Annotated in this window: 9 protein-coding genes and 1 pseudogene; 5 read left to right on the forward strand and 5 right to left on the reverse strand. The window is 71.0% G+C overall.

The annotated features are described in order from the left end of the window. Positions 1-118: 118 nt before the first annotated feature. Positions 119-1,594, forward strand: a pseudogene (locus tag AB0J72_RS41375) (RelA/SpoT family protein); the annotation flags it as partial. A gap of 47 nt (positions 1,595-1,641) precedes the next feature. Here the strand turns inward: AB0J72_RS41375 and AB0J72_RS41380 are convergent. Further along, positions 1,642-2,565 (reverse strand): hypothetical protein, encoded by a 924-nt coding sequence (locus tag AB0J72_RS41380; RefSeq protein ID WP_363409631.1) that lies wholly within the window; start codon positions 2,563-2,565, stop codon positions 1,642-1,644. A gap of 191 nt (positions 2,566-2,756) precedes the next feature. Between AB0J72_RS41380 and AB0J72_RS41385 the strand changes: the two genes are divergently transcribed. Next, a complete protein-coding gene (locus AB0J72_RS41385) occupies positions 2,757-4,754 on the forward strand; it encodes an AbfB domain-containing protein (protein WP_363409633.1) in 1,998 nt (665 codons plus the stop codon). A gap of 4 nt (positions 4,755-4,758) precedes the next feature. On the opposite strand, the gene AB0J72_RS41390 is transcribed toward AB0J72_RS41385, so the two are convergent. Together AB0J72_RS41390 and AB0J72_RS41395 are read right to left on the reverse strand one after the other, a co-directional pair. Next, positions 4,759-6,180, reverse strand: coding sequence for a ricin-type beta-trefoil lectin domain protein (locus AB0J72_RS41390; protein ID WP_363409636.1), 1,422 nt, complete (start codon positions 6,178-6,180; stop codon positions 4,759-4,761). 76 nt (positions 6,181-6,256) lie between these two features. Beyond that, on the reverse strand, positions 6,257-8,194 hold the full coding sequence (locus tag AB0J72_RS41395; protein WP_363409639.1) for a ricin-type beta-trefoil lectin domain protein: 1,938 nt from the start codon (positions 8,192-8,194) through the stop codon (positions 6,257-6,259). A gap of 223 nt (positions 8,195-8,417) precedes the next feature. Here AB0J72_RS41395 and AB0J72_RS41400 point away from each other — a divergent pair, with 223 nt between their 5' ends. From AB0J72_RS41400 to AB0J72_RS41410, 3 genes are all read left to right on the forward strand, one after another. After that, positions 8,418-9,419, forward strand: a complete 1,002-nt coding sequence (locus tag AB0J72_RS41400) for a LacI family DNA-binding transcriptional regulator (RefSeq protein ID WP_363409642.1) — start codon at positions 8,418-8,420, stop codon at positions 9,417-9,419. Positions 9,420-9,426: 7 nt separating this feature from the next. Continuing rightward, positions 9,427-9,624 carry a hypothetical protein gene (locus AB0J72_RS41405; protein ID WP_363409645.1) on the forward strand — a complete coding sequence of 66 codons (198 nt, stop codon included), beginning with the start codon at positions 9,427-9,429 and terminating at the stop codon, positions 9,622-9,624. A 189-nt stretch (positions 9,625-9,813) separates the two neighbouring features. Next, positions 9,814-10,212: a GntR family transcriptional regulator gene (locus AB0J72_RS41410; RefSeq protein WP_363409647.1), complete on the forward strand. Its 399-nt coding sequence runs from the start codon at positions 9,814-9,816 to the stop codon at positions 10,210-10,212. Positions 10,213-10,353: 141 nt separating this feature from the next. Here AB0J72_RS41410 and AB0J72_RS41415 read toward each other — a convergent pair whose 3' ends face one another. Beyond that, on the reverse strand, positions 10,354-11,346 hold the full coding sequence (locus AB0J72_RS41415; RefSeq protein WP_363409650.1) for a ParB N-terminal domain-containing protein: 993 nt from the start codon (positions 11,344-11,346) through the stop codon (positions 10,354-10,356). A gap of 414 nt (positions 11,347-11,760) precedes the next feature. Further along, positions 11,761-12,057, reverse strand: a complete 297-nt coding sequence (locus tag AB0J72_RS41420; RefSeq protein ID WP_363409653.1) for a LysR family transcriptional regulator — start codon at positions 12,055-12,057, stop codon at positions 11,761-11,763. Positions 12,058-12,093 lie beyond the last annotated feature (36 nt).

Raw genomic sequence — 12,093 nt, forward strand, 5'->3', positions numbered from 1 at the left:
GGCGCTCGAGCGGGCCGGTGACCCGCGGGTGGGAGGGCTACGGCTCTCGGCGAAGGGCGTGCACCCCGTCGGCCCGACCGAGCCCAGTTCGCCGACCGGCGCGGCCCTGGGCTTCGGTGCCGCGCCGACCGGCCGCCGGGTTCGCGCGCGGTTCGCCCGGTTCAACGCGCCATGGCAGAGCCCGTTGGTCAGCGAGGTGCTCGAGCCGCTGATCGCCCAGCACAGAACCTGCCACCCGAAGGCGGACGTGCGGCTGCTGCAGCGGGCGTACGACGTGGCCGAGCACTTCCACAGGGGGCAGTACCGCGAGTCCGGCGACCCGTACATCACCCACCCGCTCGCCGTCGCCATGATCCTCGCCGAGCTGGGCATGGACACCACCACCCTGGTCGCGGCGCTGCTGCACGACACGATCGAGGACACCGACTACACGATCGAGCGGTTGCAGCTCGACTTCGGCGGCGAGGTCACGCTGCTCGTCGACGGCATGACCAGGCTCGACAAGGTCAAGCTGCGCGCCGCGGCGAAGCCCGAGACGGTCCACAGGATCATCGTCGCCGTGGTCAAGGACCCGCGGGTGCTGGTCATCAAGCTCGCCGACCGGCTGCACAACATGCGGACCCTGACCTTCGTGCCCCGCACGAAGCAGGAGCAGAAGGCCAAGGAGACCCTGGAGGTCCTGGCACCGCTGGCGTACCGCCTCGGCATGAACACGATCAGCTGGGAGCTGGAGGACCTCGCGTTCGCCACGCTCTTCCCGAAGCGGTTCGACGAGATCAGCCGGCTCGTCGCCGAGCACACCCCGCAGCGCGACGCACTGCTGACCGCCGTGACCCGCCGGATCGCCGCCGACCTCAAGTCGGCGAAGATCAGGTCGGAGGTCACCGGCCGGCCGAAGCACCTGTTCTCCATCTACAAGAAGATGATCGTCCGTGGCCGCGACTTCGGCGACATCTACGACATGGTCGGCGTGCTCGTCCTGGTCGACACGGTCCAGGACTGCTATGCCGCGCTCGGCGTCATCCACGAGAACTGGCAGCCCGTCCCGGGGCGGTACAAGGACTACATCGCAATGCCGAAGTTCAACATGTACCAGTCGCTGCACACCACCGTGATCGGGCCGAACGGCCGGCCGGTCGAGCTGCAGATCCGCAGCTACGCGTTGCACCGCACCGCCGAGTACGGCATCGTCGCGCACTGGCGGTACTACGCGGGCCGGGACGCCGCGACCGCCGGGCCTGGGACGGTGCCAGCGGAGTTCCTCGACGCGCTGCGTCTCGACCTGTCCGGCCGGGAGGTCTACGTCTTCACGCCCAAGGACGAGGTGATCGAACTGCCGGCCGGCGCGACACCCGTCGACTTCGCCTACGCCCTGGACACCGACATCGGCCACGCGTGCATCGGCGCGCGGGTCAACGGCAGGCTCGTGCCGCTGGAGGACGTCCTGTCCAGCGGCGACGTCGTCGAGGTCTTCACGTCGAGGTCCGAGACCGCCGGTCCGGCCCGGGAGTGGCTGGACTTCGTCAAGAGTCCCGAGGCCCGCACCGCGATCCGGCGGTTCCTCGACCAGGACCGCCGGGAGGACGCCGTCGAGTGAACCGCGCCGGTCGCCGGCGCGGTTCACTGCCGCCCGACGCGGGCTCAGTAGGCGATGTCCACGACGAGGCGGGTCGGGTTGGTCAGGAGCATGACCCGGTAGCCGGTGCGGTGGTGGGTGGTGATGAACGCCGACACGGTGCCGTTGTCGTAGACGGAGAACGACACCGACTGCGCCTGGGACAGGCCGGTCGGCGCGGGGTTCGGGCCGGTGACGACGCCGCGCTGGGTGGTGGCGGCGGTGAGGCCGACGTGGATCGTCGTCGGGTTCGGGACGGTGTAGCTGACGCTGATCAGCGGGGTGGTCGCCGTGCCCAGGTCGAGGACCACGCGGTCGTAGCCGGGGTGCGCGGCCGACCGCACGCCGGCGATCTGGACCTGTGCCGCGGTGCCGGCGCCGCCGAGGAACCGTTCGGTGGTGAACGGCTGGGTGGGCTGGTGGGCGACGTCCACCGCGATCCGCGGCGGGTTCGTCAGCCGCAGCACCCGGAAGCCGACCCCGTCGGCGAGCCCGAGACCGAAGCTGATGTACCCCTCGGACGCGCCGCCGGACTTGATCTGGCGCAGGGTCGGCAGCCGCGGGTCGTACACCCGGGAGAGGTCGATCGTGGACGCGCCGGTGGCGACGTCGTAGGCGAACGCGCCGTCGAACACGACCCGCAGCGTCGTGGCGCCCGCCAGCGGGATGGTGGCGCCGCTGCCGGCGGCGACGAGCGGGCCGTACTCCACGCGGTACCCGGGCGTGCCGCCGGTGAAGTCGAAGACGGTGCGGTCGTAGGCGTCGTGCCGGCCGGTCCGGACGCCCGTCAACGTCGGCGGGTGCGGGTCCCACGGCGGCACGGTCGCGGTGCCCGTGATGGGCGTGACGCCCGTCGGGGCGGGCAGGTCGTCCGCCGCGGCCGCGGTGCCCGGCAGGGCGAGGACCGGGACGAGCAGCAGGGCGGCGGACAGCAGTCGGAGCTTGGTCATCCGCATGGCAGTGGCCTTTCCAGAGGGATCGAGTGCGATGACACGACCCAGACGCCCGACCCCTCCCGCCGGTTGACGCACCGCGCCGGCCGTGTCCTCGATTCGACACCAGATTTCGAAAACAATGGATGTGTCGGCGGCCGTCGCGGAGCCTGGATCCGCAGCTTGCGAAGGGAGCGATGGTGGGACGAGTGCGTTTTGCCGCGTTGGTACTGGCCACCGCGGCGACGATGCTGGCGCCGGTGCTCGCCGACGCGCCGGTCGCGGTCGCGGCGACCGGGCGGCCCGTCGACGGCGGCGCCGCCATGTACCCGCGGGCGGTCCGGCTCGCGGCGTCCGGCGCCGCCAACGGCCGGGTCCTGCTCACCGTCACCCAGTTCCCGCCCGGCGGCCCGGCCGGCGCGATCTACGAGAACACCGGCGGCGGGTTCCAGCGGGTCGGCACCGTCGCCGACCCCGACGCGCGGCAGGGGCTGTGCTGCACGACGCTGTTCGAGCTGCCCCGGCAGGTCGGCGCGCTGGGCGCCGGCACGCTGCTGTGGGCCGGCGCCGTCGGCCAGGACGGCGGCGGCGAGCGGCGCATGGCGATCCGGCTGTGGGCGAGCAGCGACGTCGGGCGCAGCTGGCGGTTGCTGTCGACGGTGGCCCGGTCCGGCAACAGCGGCGGGCTGTGGGAGCCGGAGCTGGCCGTCGACGCGGCCGGGCGGCTCGTCGCGTACTTCGCCGACGAGAGCCAGCCGGGCCGCAGCCAGGTCCTCGTCCAGGCGGTCTCCACCGACGGCGTGAACTGGCCGGCCCGTACCGTCATCGTCACCGGCCCGCAGCCGGGGCACCGGCCGGGCATGCCGGCGGTGCGGCGGATGCCCGACGGGCGCTGGCTGCTCGCCTACGAGGTGTGCGGGTTCGGCGGCCAGTACGACTGCGCGGTCCGCACCCGTACCTCGGCGGACGCGACCACCTGGGGCGACCCGGCGCGGCTCGACCCGGTCGTGACCACCGCCGACGGCCGCTACCTCACCGCCACCCCGACGCTCGCCACCACCACCGGCCGGGTGCTGCTCATCGGCCAGCGGGTCCGCAACGCCGACGGCACCGACGCCGCGGTCAACGGCCGGGCCATGTTCACCAGCCTCGACAACGGCCGCGGCTGGTACGTCACCGCGACCCCGGTCGCCGTGCCGGGTGCCCGCACCGGCGTCTGCCCCAACTACAGCCCGGTCGTGGTCCCGACGCTGGACGGCACCGGCGTGCTGCAGGTGACGACCGACGACACCGGCGCCGGCTGCCGCGCCGCCTACGACGACGCGCTCCTGCCGCCGTCCTCGACCCGCACCGGGCGGCTCACCGCGTCCGGCGGCGCGTGCGTCGACGTCGCCGCGGGCGGCGGCAGCAACGGCAACGCCGTGCAGACCTGGCAGTGCAACGACGCGCCCGTGCAGCGGTGGACGCTACGGCCGGACGGCTCCCTCGAGGCCCGCGGCCGCTGCCTGGACCTGCCCGGCGCGGCGACCGCGGCGGGCACGCCGCTGCAGATCTGGGACTGCAACGGCTCCCCCGCCCAGCAGTGGCTGCGCCGCGCCGACGGTGCCCTGCTCAACCCCAACTCGGGCCGCTGTCTGGACGCCCCCGGCGGGGTCACCGCCAACGGCACGCGGCTGCGGCTGTGGGACTGCAACGGCGCCGCCGCGCAGCGGTTCCCGTTCGCGCCGGTCGTCGACCACCCGGCCGGCCTGCTCCCGGGGCAGACGGTGTCGCTGCGGTCGGTGAACTTCCCCGACCGGTTCCTGCGCCATCAGGACGGCGGCACCGTCACCGCCGTCCTGACCGCCGGCAGCCCGGTCGGGGACCGCCGCGCGGCGACGTTCACCGTCCGGCCCGGGCTCGCGGACCCGAGCTGCGTGTCGTTCGCGGCGCTCGACGTGCCCGGCGCGTACCTGCGCCACCGCAGCCTCGCCGTGCACCTCGACCCGTCCGCGGACACCGCGCTGTTCCGCGCCGACGCGACCTTCTGCCCCGAGACGACCGCCGCCGGCGTGCGCCTGCGGTCGTACAACTTCCCGGACCGGTACGTGCGGCACTACAACGCGGTCGGCTACATCGCCGCGCCCGGCGGCGGGACCCCGTCGGACGCCCCGGCCGGCTTCGACGCCGACACGGCCTGGCGCCCGGAACAGGGCCTCGCCGCCTGACGCGCTAGCCGAGCGTCCAGCTCTGGTTGGCCGCGCCGGTGCAGGTCCAGATCTGCAGCTGGGTGCCGTCCGCGGTGCTCCAGCCGGTGACGTCGAGGCACTTGCCGGAGCCGGTGTTCACGAGCCGGTTGTTGGCGCCGGTCGTCCAGTTCTGGGCGTTGGTGCCGTTGCAGTCCCAGAGCTGGACCTTGGTGCCGTCGGCGGTGCCGGCCGACGCCACGTCGAGGCACTTGCCGAGCGAGCGGAACGTGTTGCCCGTGCGGGTCCACTGCTGCGCGTTGGTGCCGTTGCAGGTGTACAGCTGGACCTTGGTGCCGTTGGCCGAGGCGGCGCCGGCGACGTCGACGCACTTGCCGCCGTAGCCGCGGATCGGCGTGGTGGAGCCGGCCGGCGGCGTGGTCGGGTTCGTCGGCGGGGGGCTGGTCGGGGGCGTGGTGCCGCCGGTGATCGCCTTGAAGATGTTCGTGAACTGGTAGTTGCTCTGCGGTGTGCCGCTTGCGCCCTGGTTGTCCCGGCCCAGCGACCAGAACGTCAGGTGCTGGATGCCCTTGCTCGCCGCGAACGCCTCGAGCTCCTGGGCGTCCTGGATGGTGAACACCTCGGCGGCGGTGTCGTTCACGCCGATCATCGGGCAGTTGCCCTGCATCGCCCACAGCTGCGCGTCGGTCTTGTCCGGCCAGATCTGGCCGAGCTGGTTGCGCAGGCCGTTGGCGGCACTGATGGCGGCCTGGCCCATGTCCATCGCCGGTCCGTAGTCCATGGTCATGATGTTGACCAGGTTGACGTTGAGGTTGTGGCTCTTGGCGTTCTGCAGCAGTGCGACGCCGTTGGGCTCCAGGCCGCTGGGGCTGACCGGCAGCGTGTAGTCGACGGCGAGGGTCCTGCCCTGGGCCGCGTACTGCGCCTGCAGGTTGGCCAGGGCGGTGTTGCGGCGGTCGTTCGCCGCGGTGTTGTTCAGCGTCGCGCCCTCGATGTCGAGGTCGATGCGGGTCAGGTTGAACTGGTCGATGACCTTCTTGTACTGCGCCTGCATCGCCGCGACGGTCCCGCACGAGGCGAGCTCGTCGCCGGACGCGCCGCCGAACGAGGCGATGACGTCGCCGCCGACCGCGCGCAGGCTGTTGATGGCGTTGTTCCAGCCGGCGTCGGTGACCGGGGTGTCGCCGTTGATGGTGGCGTTGCAGGTGCCCTGGCTGATGATGAACGCGAGCGTGTAGTACTTGTTGCCGGTCGCGTTGTACGCGGCCATCAGCGTGGACGGGTTGTTCCACATCTCCGCGTACGGCGCGGCGTAGTGGGCCGGGAAGCCTGGGCCGGGGTTGGCGGCGGCGGAGGCGGCGCCGACGTTGGCGAACATGACGCCGGCCACGACCAGGGGCAGGGCGCCGAGCGCCGCGAGCAGCGGCAGTCTTCGGGTGCGGGACACGATCTTCCTCCGGGGGTGAGGGACGCGGTGGGGGTGGCGGCGCCCCGGGCGGAGGGGCACCGCCACCGGATGTGCGCTAGGGCAGCGTCCAGAGCTGGTTGGCGCCGCCGAAGCAGGTCCAGATCTGCAGGCGGGTGCCGTCGGCGGAGCTGTTGCCGGTCACGTCGAGGCACTTGCCGGAGCCGGTGTTCACCAGCTTCCCGGCGTTCACCGTCCACTTCTGCGCGTTGGTGCCGTTGCAGTCGTAGAGCTGCACGGTCGTGCCGTCGGCGGTGCCGGCGCCGGTCACGTCGAGGCACTTGCCGAGCGCGCGGAGGCTGTTGTCGGCGTTGCCCGTCGTCCACTGCTGGGCGCCGGTGCCGTTGCAGCCGTACAGCTGGACCGCGGTCCCGTTGGCCGAGCTGGCGCCGGCGACGTCGACGCACTTGCCGCCGAGGCCGGTGATCTGCCCGGTGCGGGTGCCGCCGCCACCGGTCTGCGTGGCGGTCGGGGTCGGGTTGCCGGTCGCGGTGTTCCACGTGAACGTCGCCGAGGTCCGCGTCGGCAGGCTGTACACGAACGACTGGCCGCCCCAGTTGACCTTCAGCGTCTGCGTCGAGCCGCTGGAGTTGTAGGCGATGAGGGCCTTCGAGCCGTCCGGGTTCTTGAACGCCACGTTGGGGATGGTGGCGTTGGCGGTGGAGTCGATGCGCACGGCGCCGGGGCGGACGAACTTGGTGAGGTGCCCCATCGTGTAGTACTCGACGGTGTAGTCGACCTGGCCGCTGCGCGAGTCGCCGCGGTGCACGGTGATCAGGCCGGTGCAGGTGCCGCAGCCGCCGTTGTGCGGGCCCATGTTCTGGTCGACGGCGAGGCTCCACTTGGTCCAGGACCGGCCCCAGTTGCGGAAGTACTCGATGAGGTCGTACATGTCCTCTGAGTGCTGGTTGCCGACCCAGGTGCCGCCGGAGTGCTCGGTGAAGTACTGGTTGACGTTCGGGAACTGGTTGTGGACCGTGGTCATCTGCGTCGGGCTGCCGCCGTAGTCGTGCCAGGCGATGCCGCCGAAGTTCGGGTGGCCGCGCAGCGCGGCGTCGTTGACCAGCGGCGCCACCCACGTGTCGTACGTGTCGAAGTTCCAGTCACCGATGAGCAGCTTCGTGCTCAGGCCCGCGCTCTGCAGCGCCGGCATCAGGTCGTTCTTGGCGAAGGACTGCAGGCCGGAGACGGGCCACTGCATCGACGGGTAGCCGGGGCAGCAGCCGGGCTCGTTCTGCTGCGTCACGTAGTTGACGTGCACGCCCTGCGCCTCGTAGCCCTGGACGTACTTGGTGATGTACTGCGCGTACGTCTTGTACCACTGGGCCTGCAGGTAGCCCTGGCTGTAGGCGTTGTTGTCCTTCATCCACGGCGGCGCCGACCACGGCGAGCCGATGACGATCATGCCCGGGTTGAGAGCCTTGGCCTGCTTGGTCAGTGCCATCACGTCGGCGTCCCGGGCCAGCGAGAAGTCGTTCAGGTCGCAGCAGGTGGTGTCGTACGAATAGCTGTTCTGCGCCAGGTCGGACGAGCCGATGACGTTGCGGGTGGCGCTGACGCCGATGCCGGCCGTCGGGCTGAACAGCTTCGTCATGACGTCGTTCTGGGTCGCCTGGCTCAGCGCGCCGCTGCCGCGGATGTTGAACGCGGCGGTGTCGGTGAACGACGCGCCGGCGCCCTCGAACGGCTGGTAGGTGGCGCCCTCGTTGACGGTGACCGTCTGGTTGGCGCTGCCGGTGCTGGCGGTGAACACGACCGAGGACTGCTGCTGCAGGCCGCGGGTCACGGTCCGGCCGCCGCTGTCGGAGGTGGTGGTGAGCCAGACGTTGACGCTCTCGTTGGCGGCGTTGGCGAACTGCTGGGGCAGCACGATCACGGCGGCGGCTACGACGCTGACGGCCGCCGCGACGGTGGCGAGCCGCCCCCGCCGGCGCCGCGGCCGGGCGCCGCGCCGCATCTCGCTGGGTGGGCTGGACGGTTCGTGGGCATGCGACATGTGCGTGCCTTTCCAGGGCGGGACACGACCGGGCGCCATCGCTGGCGGGCGGGGCACGGTCGCCGGTGGGGGTGACGGGTGTTCCATAGAACACACCCGATGCGGTGTCGAGTCAATCAAAGCGAAGCACAAATTTTCTGTAAATTTGTTACATCGCTGCCGCGCCTGCCTATACTTCGCCGCATCCCGGGCGCCCCGCCGGCGACAGACCGAAGGAGCCGACGTGCCGAGACGTGCGACGATCCGCGACCTCGCCCACCACAGCGGCGTGTCGATCGCGACCGTGTCGCGCGTGCTCAACGGGCACGCGAACGTCGCCGCCGGCACCCGCGACCGGGTGCTGCACGCCGCCGGCCAGCTGGGGTGGCACGGCGGCCGCACCACCGACGGCGACGTGGTGTTCGTCCGCTGCCCGTACGTGCTCAGCGACTACTTCGGGCTGATCGTCTCCTCGGTCGTGGAGACCGCCGAGCTGCACGGCATGAGCGTCATGATGAACGCCGGGAAGGGCGCCGCCGGCCGCAGCCCGCTCCCGGCGCTGCCGGACCGGCCGGGCGTGCGCGGCGCGGTGCTCATCCTGCCGCCCGAGCCCACCGAGGACCTGGTGATGCTCCGCGACCGGCGGTTCCCGTTCGTGGTCGTGGACCCCCGCACCGCGCCACCGCGCGACGTCGTCGCCATCTCCTCCGCCCACTTCGCGGGCGCCCGCAGCCTCATGGCCCACCTGGTCGGGCTCGGGCACCGCCGGGTCGGGATCATCGGCGGGCCCCGCGAGTGGTCGGTCAACGACGGGCGGCTCGCCGGCTACGTGACGCCGCTCATCGAGCTCGGCCTCCTGCCGCCGTCCGAGCTGCTGCGCTTCGTCACCGAGCCGAACGAGGCGCAGGGCCACGCCGCCGCCTGCGACCTGCTCGACCTGCCCGACCCGCCGACGGCGCTGGTCGGTTTCAACGACAAGATCGCCGTCGGAATCCTGCGGGCGGCCGCCGAGCGGGGCCTGCGGGTGCCCGCGGACCTGTCGGTGGCGGGCTTCGACGACATCGACGTCAGCCGCGCCACCCACCCGATGCTCACCACGGTCCGCCAGCCCCTGGCCGAGCTCGGCCGGATGGCGGTGACCATGCTGCTGCGCATGATCGGCGGCCACGAGCTCGACGCCCTGCACGTCGAACTGGCCACGGAACTCGTCATCCGCGACTCCACCGCCCCGCCCCCGTCGATGTAACAGTTTCATGCACATGTTCCACCGCGCCGACCGGGACCGCCGCCGGCGGTGCGGCACACTCACCTGGGCCACGGCCGACGAGTGGCAGCGGTGGGACGAGCCCTGGGCGCCGGGCGAGCTGGACACCACCGTGCGCGGGTTGCGCGACCTGGCCCGCGCGGCCCGTACGACCGGACAACGCATGTACGTGTGGTTCGAGGGCTGACGGTCACGTCGCAAACCCGACAGCCGGGCGACGCCTCGAACCGTCTTCATCGGCACCGGGCTCCGACTGCCATCCGAGGCGGTTCGACGCGTGTCACTGCTTGCGCACGTCCCGTCATTGCGGTTAGCTAGCGTTCTACTCTACTAAGACAATTTTGCGCTGGGACGGGCCCGAAAGGGGGTCGCGCGAGTGATCAGCTTCCAGGTGGACCGGTCGACGGGCGTGCCCGCCTATGCGCAGATCGTCCGGCAGGTGCGCGAGGCGATGCGGATGGGCCTGCTGCGGGCCGGCGACCAGCTGCCGACCGTCCGCAGCGTGGTGACCTCGTGCACGGTCAACCCCAACACCGTGCTGAAGGCATATCGGGAGCTGGAGCTGTCCGGTCTGGTGGAGGCGCGGCAGGGGGCGGGGACGTTCGTCAGCAACATCCTCGGCGACGCCGATCCGCACGTGATGGCGCGGCTGCGCACCCGCCTTGCCCGCTGGCTCGACCAGGCCCGCGCGGCGGGCCTGGAGGACGAGGACGTCCAGGCCCTGGTCGCCTCGGTGCTCGCCGGACACCCCGCCGGCGAGCGCCATGTCTCATGATCTTCGGCCCCCGGGCCGAACCGCCGACCTTGCCCCGCGCCGGTGTCTCCCGATCCCCCGTTCGGGAGACACCGGCGCACCCGTTCCGGCCGGCACACGCCCGGCGACCTGCTCAAGGCCGGTCCTGGAGCCGGCCCGCCGTCACGCCATGTTGCGCGTGCGCTGTTCGAGATCGTCGGCGACCCGCTGCCACTCCGTCGCGCACCGCCGAGCCACGTCGCTCAGCACGTATGCCGCGTGCGGCGGCAGCCCGTCGCTGACCTCCTGCCACTCCTGCGGCACCAACACCTTCGTCAGAATCCACCGCAACAACCGGCGCCCGGAATCGGTCAGGCGCAGCGACGGGTCGGCCTTCAAACCGTGCACCAGCGCCTCGATGCCGATCAGATCCACCGTCGCATTCGGCACGCCTTCGCGGGCCATGCCGGCCGGCACCGGCAGCTGTTCCTTGGACGGCCGCCGGACCCGGTTCAACGGCACCGGGCTCTCCCCGCGCTCGACGCGCTGCCGGACGTCGCGCACGGTCGCAGCGGACAATCCGACGCTGCGCGCGATCACTCGCAGCGACGCATCCGGATTCTTCTTGATGTACTCCGCCGCCCGGAGCCGCCCGTCGGCACTGTCCAGCGGGCGCACCCTGCCGTCGCGTCCCGTGCGGGCATGCACGTCGTCCAGGTCCTCGACGACGCCGCTCAGCCGGCGGCGCAGGTTCGCCACCGTGCGGGCGCCCAATCCGGCGGCGGTCGCGATGGCGCGGTCCGACCATCCCGGATGCATTGTCATGATGCGCTCGGCCGCATTCGTGCGATCCGACAGCGACAATGGCCGGCCGTGCGTGATGTTCGCCTTCACCCCGAGGACAAAGGCTTCTTCCTCCGATCCTTCGAAGAACTGCACCTCGATATGCTCTTCGTTTCGCAGCTGCGCCGCCCGCAATCGATGCATTCCGTCAATCACGCGCATTTCCTGCCGGTGCACCAGAATCGGCGGTAAGTTCGCCTCGACACCGGCCAACATTTGCACATGCTCAAAATCCTCGCCGTTGAGCCGTGGCGAGTCTGCGGGCCGTAGCGCCTTGATCGGCACGAACTGGGTTGGGGGAGCACCACCTACCAGCAGGTCCAGACGCTTCACACCGACTGACTCGAACCCCCGTACTCCCGGCCGTTCGAGTCTGGACACCAGGTTGCTTGACTGTTCCAAATCCACTCTCCCCCGTGCACGCCCTGCCTCCCTGGCCATGCAAGTTGCAGCGTATCCACCACATCTACACGCATACATGGCCACTTCAACAAAGCTGATTTTCGGTTGACCCGACCGGATCCGCTCTGATATATGCAGATGTATCGTCAGCACATCGGGTGACGACACAATTACCCACCGTGTTGACATCTCCGTTCAACTGACTCGCGACGCGGTTGCACATCCGCACACCGCCGATACATCGACGGTGTGCGGACGCGTGTCATCGCAAAGCAGCGCACGGTGCAGCGGGCGGGCCGGCACGCCGGACGCCCAGGAGATCCAGGTTCGACTATTCGGGTGGCGCTACCAGTTGGCCTCGGTGAGCCGCAGACCGGGGTGCCGCCCGACCGCACCCGCGGTCTGCTTCATGCTCTCCATCAGCACCAGAGTGGCCTGCGCCGTCGGCAGGATCACCTGACCGGCCATGGTGAGCTTGGCGCCGGTGGGATTGCGGGTGAACAGCGTCGCGCCGAGCGCCGTCTCAAGGCACTTGAGTTGATAGCTGAGCGCCGGCTGCGAATACCCGAGCACCTTGGCCGCCAAGTCCATCCGGCCCGTCTCGGCAATAGAGGTGAAAGCTCGAAGTTCACGCTCGTGCATGCATCGCCTCCGCGCAGACGATCCTCTACCCCGTGT

Source organism: Dactylosporangium sp. NPDC049742 (assembly GCF_040674675.1).
In the GTDB taxonomy this organism is placed as follows: domain Bacteria; phylum Actinomycetota; class Actinomycetes; order Mycobacteriales; family Micromonosporaceae; genus Dactylosporangium; species Dactylosporangium maewongense.

What these genes read in the sequence shown, in the direction of transcription:
- AB0J72_RS41395 (WP_363409639.1), bottom strand. Translation starts at nt 8,194, where the DNA reads ATGTCGCATGCCCACGAACCGTCCAGCCCACCCAGCGAGATGCGGCGC.
- AB0J72_RS41380 (WP_363409631.1), bottom strand. Translation starts at nt 2,565, where the DNA reads ATGACCAAGCTCCGACTGCTGTCCGCCGCCCTGCTGCTCGTCCCGGTC.
- AB0J72_RS41405 (WP_363409645.1), top strand. Translation starts at nt 9,427, where the DNA reads ATGCACATGTTCCACCGCGCCGACCGGGACCGCCGCCGGCGGTGCGGC.
- AB0J72_RS41420 (WP_363409653.1), bottom strand. Translation starts at nt 12,057, where the DNA reads ATGCACGAGCGTGAACTTCGAGCTTTCACCTCTATTGCCGAGACGGGC.